Origin of the sequence: Paenirhizobium cremeum, from assembly GCF_022884085.1 — a bacterium.
Classification (GTDB): Bacteria; Pseudomonadota; Alphaproteobacteria; order Rhizobiales; family Rhizobiaceae; genus Allorhizobium; species Allorhizobium cremeum.
The window spans coordinates 707,986-722,847 of the sequence record NZ_JAGGCS010000001.1 but is presented as its reverse complement, the minus strand read 5'-3'; the positions used below and the strand labels follow the sequence as shown (position 1 = coordinate 722,847).

At 60.8% G+C, this 14,862-nt stretch carries 16 protein-coding genes, 1 tRNA gene and 1 pseudogene; 4 read left to right on the top strand and 14 right to left on the bottom strand.

The genetic code is table 11. The annotated features are described in order from the left end of the window. Window positions 1-45: 45 nt before the first annotated feature. From J5N58_RS03475 to J5N58_RS03465, 3 genes are all read right to left on the bottom strand, one after another. Entirely contained in the window at window positions 46-222 is a 177-nt protein-coding gene (locus J5N58_RS03475) for a hypothetical protein (RefSeq protein WP_244709640.1), read from the bottom strand. Window position 223: 1 nt separating this feature from the next. Further along, window positions 224-1,522: a hypothetical protein gene (locus J5N58_RS03470; RefSeq protein ID WP_244709638.1), complete on the bottom strand. Its 1,299-nt coding sequence runs from the start codon at window positions 1,520-1,522 to the stop codon at window positions 224-226. A 333-nt stretch (window positions 1,523-1,855) separates the two neighbouring features. Next, window positions 1,856-1,932: transfer RNA gene (locus J5N58_RS03465), tRNA-Arg, on the bottom strand. A gap of 394 nt (window positions 1,933-2,326) precedes the next feature. Here J5N58_RS03465 and J5N58_RS03460 point away from each other — a divergent pair. After that, on the top strand, window positions 2,327-2,737 hold the full coding sequence (locus tag J5N58_RS03460) for a MarR family winged helix-turn-helix transcriptional regulator (RefSeq protein WP_244709636.1): 411 nt from the start codon (window positions 2,327-2,329) through the stop codon (window positions 2,735-2,737). Window positions 2,738-2,975: 238 nt separating this feature from the next. Here the strand turns inward: J5N58_RS03460 and J5N58_RS03455 are convergent, their stop codons facing one another. The 5 genes from J5N58_RS03455 to J5N58_RS03435 form a co-directional block, all read right to left on the bottom strand. After that, complete coding sequence (locus J5N58_RS03455; RefSeq protein ID WP_113457174.1) at window positions 2,976-3,446, bottom strand: hypothetical protein; 471 nt, start codon at window positions 3,444-3,446, stop codon at window positions 2,976-2,978. Window positions 3,447-3,546: 100 nt separating this feature from the next. Beyond that, window positions 3,547-4,371: a transglutaminase family protein gene (locus tag J5N58_RS03450; protein ID WP_113339267.1), complete on the bottom strand. Its 825-nt coding sequence runs from the start codon at window positions 4,369-4,371 to the stop codon at window positions 3,547-3,549. 19 nt (window positions 4,372-4,390) lie between these two features. Then, window positions 4,391-5,332 (bottom strand): alpha-E domain-containing protein, encoded by a 942-nt coding sequence (locus J5N58_RS03445; protein ID WP_112831139.1) that lies wholly within the window; start codon window positions 5,330-5,332, stop codon window positions 4,391-4,393. Between the two features lie 3 nt (window positions 5,333-5,335). After that, a complete protein-coding gene (locus tag J5N58_RS03440; RefSeq protein ID WP_162708362.1) occupies window positions 5,336-6,745 on the bottom strand; it encodes a circularly permuted type 2 ATP-grasp protein in 1,410 nt (469 codons plus the stop codon). Window positions 6,746-6,854: 109 nt separating this feature from the next. Next, complete coding sequence (locus tag J5N58_RS03435) at window positions 6,855-7,028, bottom strand: hypothetical protein (protein WP_244709633.1); 174 nt, start codon at window positions 7,026-7,028, stop codon at window positions 6,855-6,857. Window positions 7,029-7,127: 99 nt separating this feature from the next. Here J5N58_RS03435 and J5N58_RS03430 point away from each other — a divergent pair, with 99 nt between their 5' ends. After that, window positions 7,128-8,012, top strand: a complete 885-nt coding sequence (locus J5N58_RS03430; protein WP_244709631.1) for a DMT family transporter — start codon at window positions 7,128-7,130, stop codon at window positions 8,010-8,012. Between the two features lie 12 nt (window positions 8,013-8,024). Here J5N58_RS03430 and J5N58_RS03425 read toward each other — a convergent pair whose 3' ends face one another. The 5 genes and pseudogenes from J5N58_RS03425 to J5N58_RS03405 form a co-directional block, all read right to left on the bottom strand. Beyond that, entirely contained in the window at window positions 8,025-8,345 is a 321-nt protein-coding gene (locus tag J5N58_RS03425) for a hypothetical protein (RefSeq protein ID WP_244709629.1), read from the bottom strand. A 270-nt stretch (window positions 8,346-8,615) separates the two neighbouring features. Further along, a pseudogene (locus J5N58_RS03420) lies at window positions 8,616-10,049 on the bottom strand (DEAD/DEAH box helicase); the annotation flags it as partial. Between the two features lie 249 nt (window positions 10,050-10,298). Further along, entirely contained in the window at window positions 10,299-11,645 is a 1,347-nt protein-coding gene (locus J5N58_RS03415; protein ID WP_112831134.1) for a sensor histidine kinase, read from the bottom strand. Continuing rightward, window positions 11,642-12,307: a response regulator transcription factor gene (locus tag J5N58_RS03410; RefSeq protein ID WP_112831133.1), complete on the bottom strand. Its 666-nt coding sequence runs from the start codon at window positions 12,305-12,307 to the stop codon at window positions 11,642-11,644. The genes J5N58_RS03415 and J5N58_RS03410 overlap by 4 nt, the downstream gene beginning before the upstream one ends. Beyond that, entirely contained in the window at window positions 12,304-12,672 is a 369-nt protein-coding gene (locus J5N58_RS03405; RefSeq protein ID WP_112831132.1) for a PepSY domain-containing protein, read from the bottom strand. Before J5N58_RS03405 ends, J5N58_RS03410 begins: the two co-directional genes overlap by 4 nt. A gap of 135 nt (window positions 12,673-12,807) precedes the next feature. Between J5N58_RS03405 and J5N58_RS03400 the strand changes: the two genes are divergently transcribed. Both J5N58_RS03400 and J5N58_RS03395 read left to right on the top strand, forming a co-directional pair. Next, entirely contained in the window at window positions 12,808-13,083 is a 276-nt protein-coding gene (locus tag J5N58_RS03400; protein ID WP_112831131.1) for a PepSY domain-containing protein, read from the top strand. Then, window positions 13,083-13,655 (top strand): cytochrome b/b6 domain-containing protein, encoded by a 573-nt coding sequence (locus J5N58_RS03395; protein WP_244709625.1) that lies wholly within the window; start codon window positions 13,083-13,085, stop codon window positions 13,653-13,655. Before J5N58_RS03400 ends, J5N58_RS03395 begins: the two co-directional genes overlap by 1 nt. Before the next feature lie 94 nt (window positions 13,656-13,749). Here the strand turns inward: J5N58_RS03395 and J5N58_RS03390 are convergent, their stop codons facing one another. Continuing rightward, window positions 13,750-14,859 (bottom strand): DNA alkylation repair protein, encoded by a 1,110-nt coding sequence (locus tag J5N58_RS03390; protein ID WP_113442664.1) that lies wholly within the window; start codon window positions 14,857-14,859, stop codon window positions 13,750-13,752. Window positions 14,860-14,862: the final 3 nt, after the last annotated feature.

The window sequence follows — 14,862 nt, the reverse complement described above, 5'->3', positions numbered from 1 at the left end:
CCGCAAAAATATGGCTGCCATACTTTGTCAACAGGACCTAGATTGTCATGGGCGCAGCGAAGCCTTTAGCTTCTCCGATAATGAAAATGCGTCGCGAATGCGTTTGCGGGTATCTTGAGCAGACTTTTGTGTTTGCTCACGAACCTTATCATCGCCCACGCGACGATTTGAAATTTCTTCATCTGCTGGCAGCAGATGCCTTAAATCACGGTTCTTGTCCATGTTACCCATCCTCATTTCGTGTAGCTTTCACCGAAATGCGCGAAACGTATCTTGGGTTCAAATCGGTAGAGAAATAATGCTTCCTCTTCACCCATATGAACCCCTCTGTACGAGAAATTACCGCAACGTCAATCGGGCCGCCAACCGTCTCCATCCCGCGGGAGACGCGTCTCTTAATGGACGTCAAGTTCACTAGCGCTTCTGCCATCCGCGCCAACTCTGGCTTTGGCATGAATTCAACCATACCTTCAATAGCTGTCCTGGACGAGGTACGAATTTCTTCGAAACGTTTGTTTTTAAGATCGTCAATGAAAGCATCTTCTGCATCCTGCGCTTCTTGCGTTAACGAATTCCTATCCTCAGGCGTCATGTCCAGGGAGTTTAGTATTTGATTCCGTATTTCTGGGACTGCCTCTTTGCACCAAATTGTAATCTGACGTTCGATCTCGGAGTCCAAGCCGTATAGAAAACGCTCGACCATCTCCTTTTGAGCGAAAGGAATCACCCGAGCCCTGTCACCGTTACGATCAATGTCAACGAAATTGGTCTCGGTAAACTTGAGCTTGTCGAAGACCACGCCATCAATTGTGAATGAAACGAGCGTAGGAAATTTTTCGATGTTACCAAAGCCGGCGATGACTATGCCGGTGTGTGCTGGCGAGCCTACGTCGAGCAAAAGCACCTTTGTTGCAATTGTCGTCAGACGGCCGATGAATTGGGAATCGTCGCTTGGCCAATTTTCGACTATGATGTTTTTAATCACCGCTGAGCGCTCGCCGGTGATTTCGGGCGCTTCACCGCCAACGAAGGAGCTCGGGTTTGCTCGTGCCAGAACCGTATCCACTACATCTAGAACATCTCCAGGAATTGATTCAAGCTTCTTCTGAAGATCTGTGTAATCCTCCGTTTCGAATAGTTCTCGGTGCTTCTTCTGAATGCGTGCTCGAATCTGTTCGAGTAGTGGAATGAGGATTGCTTCTAAAGCAGATCGGATCACGTAGGATGGGCTATGAGCGCCCCAATCATTGAGGTATTTAAGAAAGTCATCAGCAGCTTCGCGGACGGTATCGAACGAGCGACAGGTGTTGCGATACTCTGATATTAACGTCTGCAGCGGTGCTTGCATAAACTGCATGCCGTTATAGATCATGATCCCGATAGGATTCCGGAATGATAGGTCGAACAGCTTATCAGCGCTGTCGTAGATCTTTTGCTCTTCGTCACCTGCAGTTATCGTAACCGCACTGTCGGTCGCGAGAGCAACCGCCAGCTTGTTAAGTATGGCAATTTCTGCAGTCATACTTTCCCCCTTGTCGTTACCGCAGCATAGCTCTGATTCTACGAAGAGGGGAATATTGTTGGTCTTAATATAGCTTTTCGCCAAGCGTGGTGTTTCGTAGAACAATCTATCACAAGCGTGCTTTTTTGCCGTTTGAGATGAGGTGCAAGCCGTTCAGCGAGTGCCCAAAATGTCTTCGCACGAGGTTGTCACCATTAACGTACTGCTTTCCGGTCAACGCTTCGTTGTGCAAACAGCAGTTGATCGTCGGCGGAGCCCCACTCAGTCCGGCGGAAGTTTGGCGCTCCCATATAGTTTCTGAGTTGAGCAGGAAGGTGAGGTCAAAAAAAGTAGTGGCGCACCCGACAGGATTCGAACCTGTGACCTTTGGAATCGGAATCCAACACTCTATCCAGCTGAGCTACGGGTGCATCCGGGGCGAAGCAGGGTCCTCGCCGTCAGGCTGTTTGGCGGTCATACCCTAGACTTCGCTTCGCATCAATGTGGAAAATGCGGAATTCGGCGTCTCTCTACAGACCGGGCGGCGATGTGGAAAAAGCGCCTCGCCGGGGATTTTCCCGAATGCTTCTGCCGGATCGCCGTGTATGAGGGGCATGCCTCGTCCAAATCTGACAGTTTTCACCCGCGATCAGGCACTAACCCTTGTGCCATGAAGGCAATTCTATAAAATCATTGTCGTATCCACTACGTATCGCGTCGACGGTGCGGGTGGTTTTGTTGGGGGCAACAAACAAGAATGGCGTCTCAATGACGGAAAATAAGGCTGAGGAAACAGCTCAAGGGTCATCCAGAATAGATTTTTCGATGATGGAGGACGCCGTTGGCTATCGGCTGCGGCGGGCGCAGCTTGCTGTTTTCCAACATTTCAACGAGACCTTCGCCGCAAAGGGGTTGCGTCCGACGGATTTCGCCGTGCTCCTGCTTCTTACCCGCAATCAGGGCTCGAAGCAGAGCGAGGTGGCGGAGGCGCTTGGCATCCAGAGGGCCAATTTCGTCGCGATCGTCGACGGCCTCGAGCACAAGGGGTTCGTCGAGCGGCGCAAGTCCGATCTCGACCGGCGCGTCCAGTCGCTCTACATCACCGATGCCGGGCTTGCCTATCTCGAGGAGCTGATGCCGATCTGGCAGGAACATGAAGAGCGTCTTCTCTCGCAGCTCGGCGGCGTTGCCGCGCGCGACCAGCTCATCGGCCTGTTGAAGAAGCTCTACGACTGACCCTGAAGGATGTCGGGCAAAAGCGTATGGCGGTCTTGCGGCAGAGAGATGCCACAAGATTAAAGCGTGTCGCGATCTTTCAGATTCGCTCGGCACGCTTTAAGTATCTGTTTTATCACATGTCGTTACCGCAGAACCGCTGCGCACTTTTGCGCGACATGCTTTAGGACTTCAAGCGCGCGGAGCGAACCCGAAAGTGCGCGACGCGCCTCGAACGCCCGCGCGCCGGCCCGAAAGGCTATGGCAATCTCCGGATCGCCTCGTCGATCAGGAGGTTTGCGATCGTCATGCGCAGCGTCGCGCGGTCCCTGAATTCCGCGTCCATCCTGTCGGGATGGTTGAGCTTGGCGAAGCGCCGCCGCCGTTCGGCGAGCTTTTCCCGGTCGTCCGTCGCGGCGATGCCGAGGTCGTCCGCGATTTCTTCGATCGACAATCGTGCGAGGTGCGCGGGCATCACCGGCGCGGGGTCCTGGGGCGGGTCGGGCGCCGGGGGCGCTTCGTAAAACCCATCGTCCTCCATCAGGGAAAGATAGGCTTCCTGCAGGCGCGTCGCCTCCTGAAAGCCGGCGGTCAGGCTGTCCGCCAGATAGTTCCCGGGCATGCCGTGGATTCTGGGCGATGCGATTTCGGCTTCCTCATCCGCACAGCCGACGTCCTCGTCCGAAAGACGTTCCACGACCGACTGGAACAATGACTGGCGAAACAGCATGCGCGATTCTCCCTTGAGCCCTCAAGGAGAACATCCGGACTTGGCGCCGGGCTTGCGGAACCCATCGGGCGCGGGAAAGTGCAGGGGAAGGGCGCCTGCCTCAGCTCTGGCTCTGGCTTTGACTCTGGAGTTTCGGCTCCACCACCACCTTGACCGCAAGGTCTTCTCCGGCGCGGCCGATCCGCATTCCGGAGACGGGAGCGGCATCGGCATAGCAGAGGCCGGAGGCGATGCGGACATAGCGGGCATCGGGGCAATGATCGTTGGCCGCGTCGAAACCGACCCATCCGAGGCCGGGAAGAAACACCTCGGCCCAGGCATGGGTCGCCATCTGCTCGGCCACGCCGTCCATCATCAGATAGCCCGAGACATAGCGGGCGGGAATGTTCATCAGCCGGGTGGCGGCGATGAAGATATGCGCATGATCCTGGCAGACGCCGTGGCCGGCCTCGAGCGCCTGTTCCGCCGTCGTCTCCGTGCCGGTTTCGCCGGGGCGGTAGGCGACCGCCTTGTGGATCGTGCCCATCAGGTCATGCATGCGCTCAAGGTCGGTTGTGCCGGAAAGGCCCTTGGCAAGCTCCTTGGTCAGCTTGCCGGCCCTGGTGCGGGGCGTCTCGCGCAGGAAAAGCCACAGCGGGCAATAGCCGACATGGGGGCCGAAAACGCCGGCGCGGTCCTCGGTCTCGACTTCGCCGCTCGCGACGATATGGACCTTGGAGCTGTCGCCCTCGGTCGAGACGAGATGGACATGATTGCCGAACTGGTCGTGGAAACCGGCTTCGACGACGGCGCCGTCGACGGCGATGTGCCAGGACAGGACCTCCTGTCCGGGGCCTGCAACGGGCGACAGCCGCAGCCGCTGGAGCGAATAGGCTACCGGCTCGGCATACTGGTATTCGGTGGTATGGGTGATCTTGAGCCGCATGATGGTGTCCCGCCTGCCGTCAGCTGTAGAAGCGATAACCCTCGGTGATTTCATTGCCGAGCTGGTTGTTGCGGGCGATGAAATTGTCGAGGAATTCGTGCAGTCCCTGATCCATGATGGCGCTGATATTGCAGGAACTCAGCGTCGCGCGAACGGAATCGGCCGTGTCATGGGCCGGCAACCGCTGGCCGTATTCCCTGGCGAGATAGCCGAGATTGCTGACGATCTTCTCGTAGGAGTAAGCGAGCGAGCGCGGCATCTGGCCGTTGAGGATCAGGAAATCGGCGATGTTGGCCGCACGGTATTCGCCGTCATAAACCCAGCGGTAGGAGCGATGCGCCGAGACCGACCGGAGGATCGATTCCCACTGCATGTTGTCGAGCGAGGAGCCGACCTGGGTGACGGCCGGCAACAGCACGTAATATTTCACGTCGAGGATGCGGCTGGTGTTGTCGGCCCGTTCGATGAAGGTTCCGATCCGCGCGAAGTTATAGATCTCGTTGCGCAGCATCGAGCCGTGGAAGGCGCCGCGGATCAGGCCGGCGCGGCGTTTCACGGTGTCGATCACCTCGGGAAGGTCGGCCGATTTCAGCTTGCGGCCTAAAAGATGCTTGAGTTCGATCCAGCATTCATTGGTCGCTTCCCAGGTCTCGCGGGTTAGCGCCGTGCGCACCATGCGGGCATTGTTGCGGCCGGAATCGATGCATGACATCACGCTCGACGGGTTGGCGAGATCGCGCAGCAGATAGTCGATCGCGTCGGCGCTTGTCAGCTTCGGGTGGGCGGCGTCGTAACCCTCGCGTACGTCGGCGCTGAGAAGCACGGCCCCCCAGTCGTCGTCCGTGGCGCCGGTGCGGGTCAGCGACATCCTGAGGCCGGCGTCCACGAGGCGGGCGATGTTTTCGGCCCGCTCGATGTAGCGGAACATCCAGTATAGTCCGTTTGCGGTTCTGCCCAGCATGGTTCAGTCCTCCAGTACCCAGGTGTCCTTGGTGCCGCCTCCCTGGGAGGAGTTGACGACGAGCGAACCCTGTTTCAGGGCCACGCGGGTCAGGCCGCCGGGGATGATCTGCACCTTGTCGGAGACAAGGACATAGGGACGAAGATCGACGTGGCGCGGCGCGATCCCCTTGTTGACGAGGATCGGCACGGTCGACAAGGAAAGCGTCGGCTGGGCGATGTAGTTGTTCGGCCGGCTCTTCAGCTTCTCGGCGAAGACGGCCCGCTCCTTCTTCGAGGCGGTCGGGCCGACCAGCATGCCGTAGCCGCCGGAACCGTGGACTTCCTTGACGACCAGTTCCTCCAGATGCTCCAGCACGTATTTCAGGCTGTCGGCTTCCGAGCAGCGCCAGGTCGGCACGTTTTCCAGAAGCGCCTTGCGGCCGGTATAGAACTCGACGATCTCGGGCATGTAGGAATAGATCGCCTTGTCGTCGGAAATGCCGGTGCCCGGCGCATTGGCGATGGTGATGTTGCCGGCCCGGTAGACGTCCATGATGCCGGGCACGCCGAGCGCGGAATCGGGACGGAAGGTCAAGGGATCGAGGAAGTCGTCGTCGACGCGGCGGTAGAGCACGTCGATCGCCTCGTAGCCGCGGGTGGTGCGCATCTTCACCTTGCCGTCGATGACGCGGAGGTCCGAACCTTCGACCAGCTCCACGCCCATCATGTCGGCAAGGAAGGAGTGCTCGTAATAGGCGGAGTTGTAGATGCCGGGGGTGAGCACCGCGACGCGCGGCTTGCCCTTGCAGCCCGGAGGGGCGAGGGATGCCAGCGACTGGCGCAGCAGGTAGGGATAGTCCTCGACACGCTGCACCTTGTTGAGCTGGAAGAGTTCCGGAAACATCTGCATCATGGTTTCGCGGTTTTCCAGCATGTAGCTGACGCCCGACGGCGTGCGGGCATTGTCTTCCAGCACGTAGAACTGGTCTTCGCCGGTGCGCACGATGTCGGTGCCAACGATATGGGTGTAGACGCCGCCCGGCGGGCGGAAGCCGATCATTTCGGGCAGGAAAGCCTCGTTCTTCTCGATCAGTTCGCGGGGAATGCGGCCCGCCTTAATGATTTCCTGCTTGTGATAGATGTCGTCGAGAAAGGCGTTGAGCGCCAGAACGCGCTGTTCGATCCCCTGGGCGAGTCGCCGCCATTCGCTGCCGGAGATGATGCGGGGAATGATGTCGAAGGGTATGAGCTTTTCGGCTGAGTCTTCGTGTCCGTAGACTGCGAAGGTGATGCCTGTCTTGCGGAAGATGTTTTCGGCGTCTCGCGACTTGGCGATCAATCGCGCCGGGTCCTGATTCGAATACCACTCATGGTAGTTCCGGTAGGGCGTTCGCGGACTGCTGTCCGCATTCATCATTTCATCAAATGCCAACGGCGCCATCCCCATTTTTTTGCCATTTGAATACAACGTTTCGGGCAATGCAAGAAGCCTGCGGAGTGGGAGGCTAAGAATTTCCATGGATCGAAAAATCGGCAACAGCCTATATTTCCATCAGATTTTCGGCATTTTGATACTGCGTCAGGCCGTCTCGGCCATCTCCGTTGACCCAAAGTCGGAGGAGGATTGCCGCAACGGCGCCGATGTTGCCTAAAATATGAACATGCGGGGGCGCGAATTTTTTTTCGGCGCGGCATGCGTCAAGAAAATTCATCATTGGCCGCAAGGAAACTCTTTTGACGGGCTCCCTTGCTGCGGTTAGGAGCGCGTCCTGTGACCTTGTTTTCGGACAGGGCGATTGGTTAGGAAAACGCCTATGACGCTCAGCCGACTTGCGCCGGTCCTTTTCGTGCTTCTGTGGTCGACTGGCTGGGTCGCGGCCAAATATGCGACGCTCTTTGCGGACCCGTTGACCTTTCTTGCCCTGCGCTATGCCGTTGCGGCCGTTCTGTTTTACATTCTCTGTCGCGTCACGGGCGTCCGCTGGCCGCGCGGCTGTTCCGCCGTTTTCCATGCGATCGTTTCGGGCATGTTCCTGCACGGCCTTTATCTCGGCATGCTGTGGTGGGCGATCGGGCAGGGCGTGCCCGCGTCGCTGTCGGGCATCATCGCGGGCCTCCAGCCCTTGATGACCGGCGTCGCCGCGGCGGTGCTGATTAAGGAGAGGCTCGGCGTGAGCCAGCGTGTAGGATTGCTTCTCGGCTTTGCCGGGATTGCCGTCGCGGTGCTGCCGAACCTGCTTGCGGTCGATGCCGGGGCGATCCCGGTCTATGCCGTCGTCGTCAATGTGCTGGGCATGGCCTGCGTCACGGCCGGCACTCTCTATCAGAAGCGGTTCCTGAAGGATGGCGATCTCAGAGCGGTCGCGGCCCTGCAATATGTCGGCGCGCTGATCGTCACCGTGCCGGCGGCGCTCATTCTGGAAAACCTGCGGGTCGTCTGGGGCTTCGGCCTGTTCGCTACGCTCGCCTGGTCGGTCGTCGGCATTTCCATGGGCGCAATCGCGCTTCTGCTCTATCTCATCCGGCGCGGCGATGTTTCCAAGGCTGCATCGCTGATTTATCTCGTGCCGCCGCTTGCCGCTATCGAAGCGGCCATTGCTTTTGGCGAGCGGCTGTCGCTTCCCATGATCGTCGGTACTGTGATCGCCGTTCTCGGCGTCTATCTCACGAACCGGAAGGTGGACAGGACGCGGGGATGAAAGGGGCGAAGACTATTTGTCCTTCGTCGACGCAAACAGGTTCATGTCGGCCTGCACATCGAAGCGCCTGAGCGCTTCCTTGATTTGAGGGCTGTCGCAACCTTCCTTGGCGATAATTTCCGAAACCCCCTTATCGAATACAGCCTGCCGTTGCACCGCGCCCTTGGCGATCATCTCGTCGGTGGCCTTCGGGTACATTTCCTTCAGCCTCTGAGTTGCATAGAACCTCACAGTTTCCATGTTCAGAAAGAACTTCGCAATCTTTGTTTCATCGGGACGCGCGCATTTCGATGCGATCGCTTTGGAAATCATGAACTGGTCGAGGATGGTCAATATGTCGATTTTCGACTCTGCGCTTGCGGGCGCCACCAGGGAAAGGGTCGTCAGGACGGCGATAAGCAATCTCACCATGCAGTTCCTCGTCACGGGCCGGACGGAATCACCGCCCTCTCGCGGTGTGAAGATGTGGTTATCACAGCCTGATGGCCCAATCGAGCGGGGTGAGGGGTAGCCGGCGGATTAGAACGTCGCTCAAAAGAAAAAGGCGCGGTCTGAACCGCGCCTCCGGTCTTGTCGTCATCTCTCAGCGGAAAGATCCGCTTAAGCCTCGCGGCGACGATTGCGCTGCTGGTTTGCGGGGCGGGAGCCGCCCGGCTTGCCTTGACCGGCATTGGCGTGGCCGCCGGGGCGTCCGCCGCCATTGCCCTTGCGATGGCCCTGCTTCTGGGCGGGACGTCCGTCGCCATGGGCCGAACGTGCCTCGCCTTCATGCTTGCTGCGGCCCTGGCCCTGATGGTTGCGGTTGTTGCCGCCGCCACCGCCGCCGCCACGACGCTGCGGGCGGGCCGGACGGCTGAGGTTTGCCGGCGCTTCGCCGCTTGCGACCGGGATTTCGATGCCCATCAGGCGTTCGATGTCGCGCAGTAGGCGGCCTTCGTCCGGGCCGCAGAAGGCAATGGCGATGCCGTCGCGGCCGGCGCGCGCCGTGCGGCCGATGCGGTGCACGTAAGCGTCCGGAACTTCCGGCAGGTCGTAGTTGAAGACATGGCTGACGGCCGGAATGTCGATGCCGCGGGCGGCAACGTCCGTGGCGATCAGCGTCTTGAAGGCGCCGTCACGGAAGCCCTTGAGCGCGCGTTCGCGCTGGCCCTGGCTCTTGTTGCCGTGGATCGAGGCGACCGAGAAGCCGGTGATGTCCAGGTGCTTCATCAGCTTTTCCGCGCCGTGCTTGGTGCGCAGGAAGACAATCGAGCGGCCATCCGGATTGTCCGCCAGGATCTTCTTCAGCATTTCAGTCTTGTGGTTCTGGCCATTGACGAAATGCACGTACTGCTCGACCTTGTCGGCGGCCTTGCCGGGAGGTGCGACTTCCACCTTGACCGGGTCGGTCAGGAAGCTTGCGGCGAGGTCGGCGATGGTCTTCGGCATGGTGGCCGAGAAGAGCAGCGTCTGGCGGTCCTTCGGTACCATGCGGGCGATCTTGCGCAGGTCGTGGATGAAGCCGAGGTCAAGCATCTGGTCGGCCTCGTCGAGCACCAGATGGGTGATGTCGCGCAGCGTCACGGCCTGGCGCTCGATCAGGTCGAGCAGGCGGCCGGGGGTGGCGACGAGAATGTCGGCGCCGCGCTCGAGCTGGAACTGCTGCTTGTTGATCGAGGCGCCGCCGACGACCTGAATGATCTTGAGCGGGGTCTTGCGCACGAAGCTGCGCAGGTTGTCGCCGATCTGGTTCACCAGTTCGCGGGTGGGGGCGAGGATCAGCACGCGCGTCGAGCGCGGCTTCGGCCGGTCGCCGTTCGTCATCAGCATTTCGATGATCGGCAGGCCGAAGGCGGCCGTCTTGCCGGTGCCGGTCTGGGCGAGGCCGACGAGGTCGCGGCCCTGGAGCACCAGCGGGATGGCCTGCTCCTGAATCGGCGTTGCGGTTTCGAAACCAATGGTCGAGAGCGTCGAGACGATCTTGTGCGACAGGCCGAGGTCATGAAAAGTGGTCAAAGTCTGTACCTTTCGGGGGCGCCACGAGCCATCGGACTGCATCGCGTTCTGCGGTGCTGTCTGTTCGTGGCGTCAAGAACCCCGCGTGAAATGGGAACTTGTAAGTTGGAAAAAGCTTTCCAGCGCATGCACCGCTCGTGCGGCCGTTATCCATAACCTGCGCCTTGCCTTCTTCGCGTCTCAGTTGTCGCTGGGCACGCTCACGCGGCGGCCGGAAGGGGAAAGCTGTTCCTGCAAATGGCTCTTTTCCTTCTGAAAGTCAAGAAATGTTTTTGCAATGCAGCGAAGACGTCAGAAGCGGATGGTGACGCGAAAGCCGCCCGCCGCAACGTTTTCGGCCTCGATGTCGAGGCCGTAGACGTCCGCGATATCACGGACGATGGCAAGCCCGATGCCGGTGCCGGGCGTCTTCAGGTCGAGCCGCGTGCCCCGTTGCATGATGGTGCGGAGCCCGGCGGGATCGGCGCCGGGGCCGTCGTCCTCGATGGTGAGGACCGGTCGTCCGTCCCGACTGGCCGACATGACGCGAATGCGCGAGCGACCCCATTTGACGGCATTATCGAGGATGTTGCCCAGCATCTCCTGCAGGTCGAGGGGATCGACGCCGACCGCAATGCCGGGGGCGACCGCGATGTTCCAGTCCAGCGCCTCGCCGCGCGGGGTGCGCTTCAATGTTCGCACGATGACGCCGAGCGAGGCGGCGAGGTCGGCATCGGACTTGCGCAGTTCTGCGCTGGCCGCGATGCGGCTGCGGGTCAGTTCATGCTCCACATGCGCTTTCATCACGCCGGCGAGGTGGGAGAGTTCGTCGGCGATTTCCGTCTCACCGCGTTGCCGGAGCGTTTCGGCATCGTTCGACAGCACCGTGAGCGGGGTCTTCAGGCCATGGGCGAGATCGGCGGCGCGCGCCTTTGCCTTGTCGATCAGGCGTGACTGGGCGTCGAGCAACTGGTTGACGGCGGCGACGACGCCGCGCAACTCGCGCGGAAAGGCGCCGGTCAGCCTTTCCGCCTTGCGTTCGCGGATGCGGTCCAGGCCCTCGCTGACCGAGGAGATCGGCCTGAGGCCGTAGGTGAGCTGGGCCAGCGACGCCGCGATCAGGAAGACGGCGAGCGCCACCATGTAGGGAATGATGTCGAAGGCGAAGGCGCGGCGCGCATCGGCGACGACCGCGCCGTCGATGGCTGCGGCAACACGGATCGCGCGACGTCCGTCCGGGGCGGCGAAGATAATCTTGCGTTCCTGCACGATCAGGTCGGTGCCTTCCGGTCCCGGTAGCCGGTAGCGGTGGATATTGCCGGTCTCCTGTTCGTCGTCAGGCAGGGGAAGCGAATAATCCCAAAGGGATGCGGAGCGCAGCTCACCTTTTCTGGCATCGTCTTCCACCTGCCAGTAAAGACCGCCATAGGCTTCCTCGAAGCGGCGGTCCACCGGCCGTTCCGGAAGGAGCAGGGCGCCATCCGCGGCAAAGCGCAGTGCGCCGGCGATGTTGTCGATGTGGCCGGTCAGCTCGTGGTCGATGCGGGTTTCCAGGTTGCGGGTGAAGAGCGAGACCAGCACGACGCTCGCCATGGCCAGAGCCAGCACGACGCTGACCAGCGAGACCAGCAGGAAACGACCGCGGATCGACTGCATCATCCGTCGCTTCCGCCGATCCGGTAGCCATAGCCCCGCCGGGTGGTGATGACGTCCTTGCCGAGCTTGCGGCGCAGGCGTCCGACGAGCACTTCGACGGAATTGCTGTCGCGCTCGAAGTCCTGCGCATAGAGCTGTTCCGTCAGTTCCATCTGGGAAACGCTGCGCTCCTGGTTGTGGGCGAGGAAGGCGAGGCAGCGATATTCGAGCGGCGTCAGGTCGACAGGCATGCCGTCGAGCATCACCGCCTTCGTGCGGGTGTCGATGGACAGGCCGCCGATGGTGATGACCGGGTTGGCCTGGCCGGCGCTGCGGCGAATGATGGCACGCAGCCTCGCCAGAAGCTCGGCCATCTGAAAGGGCTTGGTCAGGTAGTCGTCTGCGCCGGCGTCGATGCCTTCCACGCGCTCCTGCCAGTTGCCGCGTGCCGTAAGAATCAGCACCGGCGTCGTGCGGCCCGAGCCGCGCCAGCGTTTCAGCACCGAAAGGCCGTCCATTCCCGGCAGGCCGAGATCGAGTACGATCGCGGCGAAATCCTCGCCGTCGCCGGTGAACCAGCCGGCTTCGCCGTCCTTTTCGTGCACGACCATGAAGCCCGCCCGCTCCAGATTGGCGATCACGTCGCGGGCGATCAGCATGTCGTCTTCGATCAGCAGGATTCTCATTCCTCGTTCTCGATCTCCCGTATCAGGCCGGAGGCTGCATCGATCTCGACCTCCACCAGCCGCCCGTCGGCGCTCAGGACGCGGAACTCGTAAATGAATGTCTTGCCCTTCCGGCCGATCTCCGTCGAGACGATCTTGCCGCTGACGCGGGACAGAACGATGCGGCGAAGCTCCGCCAGCGACTTGATCTCGCCCTTTTCCACGCTTTCGCGGATGCGGTCCCGGTCGTCGTCGGTATCGGCGTGAAAGCGATCCTCATCGGCGAGGGCCTCGGCGGGATGGCCGAGGACGAGACCCGGCAGCAGCAGGCATGCCGCCGCCATTCCGACCACCCATCCCGAACCTGCCCCGAACTTGCCCTTCATCCATCCTCAATATCATCCGGAAGCTGAAATTTCGCTGACATTCTTCGTCAGCTATCGCTCAGCGCCCTTCGACTAGCTTGCCGCCAACGGTTCGGAGCAATGGTGCCCGACCGGGTCAGTGAAGGATGTTATCCGATGAAGAAGATTCTTGTTACCACCCTGCTCGCAGCCGCTGTCTTCGGCGGTGTCGCCCACGCCGAAGAAGAGGGCAAGTGCGGTTCCGTTCCGCAGGACAAGTGGATGAGCACGGATGCGATGAAGGCCAAGGCGACCGAACTCGGCTACGATGTCCGCCAGGTCAAGGTCGAGGACGGATGCTATGAAGTCTACGGCATCAAGGACGGCAAGAAGGTCGAGGTGATCTTCAATCCGGAAACCGGCGTTCAGGTCGGCGCAGACGGAGACGACTGATGTCGGACGCTGCTGAGCAAATGCCCGGCGCCGTGACCGGCCGCGATATGCGGCCGGCGCGGGTCAAAGTCTGGGACCCTGTCGTGCGGCTGTTCCATTGGTCGCTGGTCGGTTTCTTCGCCTTTTCCTTTCTCACGGGCGACGAATGGAAGTCGGCGCACATCGTTTCCGGCTATATCATCGGCGGCCTTGTCGCCATCCGCGTCCTGTGGGGCCTTTTCGGTTCGGAACATGCCCGCTTCGTGAATTTCATCTACAACCCGTTCACCGTGTTGCGTTTTCTCGCGGAAACGGCCGGAATGCGGGCGAGGCGTTACATCGGCCATAATCCCGCCGGCGGCGCGATGGTGATTGCGCTGCTGCTCATGATCTCCGGCATCGTTGCCACCGGTTACATGCAGACCACCGATGCCTATTGGGGCGTCGAATGGGTCGAAGACGCCCACGAGACGCTGGTCTATGCGACGCTCGGACTGATCGCCCTGCATATCGTCGGCGTGGTGCTCGCCAGCATAGAGCATCGGGAAAACCTGGTGCGGGCCATGGTCACGGGCTGGAAGCGTCGCGACTGAGTTTTCAGGCCGGCAACGGTTCTGGCGTGAACACGGTCGGGAAGAAAATCCGGACGGCGGGAGCCGCCCGGATTTTCCGTTATGCGGGAGTCCGTTAGCGATCTTCCTTCATGTCGAGATGAAACTCGGCTGAAGCGAGCGGGGAGCCGTTCACCAGCAGCTCCAGCCGGTGAAGGCCGGGATAATAGACGCGCGTGGTGATCGGGCGGAAGGCATGACGCCGGTCGAGGTCTGCGGCTTCGTCCGGCCCTATCGTCAGGCTTGTGCCCTTGAACACTTTCGGTGAGAGCGAACCGTCCTTCTTGCGGTGATGGATCGCATAGTCGATCAGCAGGCGCTGGGCCTTGTCCGAGCCGTTCGAAAGCCGGACGGCGAATTCCAGCGTTCCTGGAAATGCGATCGTGGTTTGCTTCAGCGACAGGCCGGCTTTGATACCCTCGGCGGTCTCGAAGCCGAAGCTTGCAAGCACTCCGGCGTGCCCCTTCTTGACCAGCGTCCGCGACGCGTGTCTGAGCAGCCAAAGCCGTTCCGCCGAGGCATCCTGCCGGTGTCGGGCGACGAAATCGGCCACCAGATCGGGGTGGTCCTTGGCGATGTCGTTGAGGCTGTTTGCCACCGAGCGGCGGACGTAATCCTCCGGATCGTCGAGCAGCGGGATCAGGATCGGCATCAGGGGCGATGGATCGCGGATCAGTTCCGGCAAGCGCATGGCCCAGGGCAGGCGAGGGCGGGTGCCTTCGCTTGCGAGACGCCGCACGTGATGGTTCGGATCGGAGATCCAGCCGGTAATGATCGCGAGCGCCCGCTGACGCTCGGCGGCGATGAAGGGGCGGATGCCGAATTCCGCGGTGAAATGCGGCGTGATCGCCTTCAGGAGATCGAGCGAGGTTTCGAAATGCGCAAGGCCGTTCGCGCCGATATACTGGTTGAAAGCCAGCAAGGCCCAGCCGCTCAGGCCGGGGCGATTGTTATCTGGCAGGCAGTCCCTGAGGATGGAGGCGCTTCTCGCAAAGTCCTGCGGCAGCAGCCGGGTCATGGCGGCCGCGACCGACTGGCTGCGCTGCATCAGTTCGAGGTTGTCGAAATCCGGCAGGATTTCCGCAAGGAAGGCTTGGCGGTCGAATTCCGGCCAAGCCCGCGCCAGCGCCGCGGCGGTCTCGCGGACAACGGTCTCTCCGATCAGGTTTTTCAACGGTTCGGGCATGGC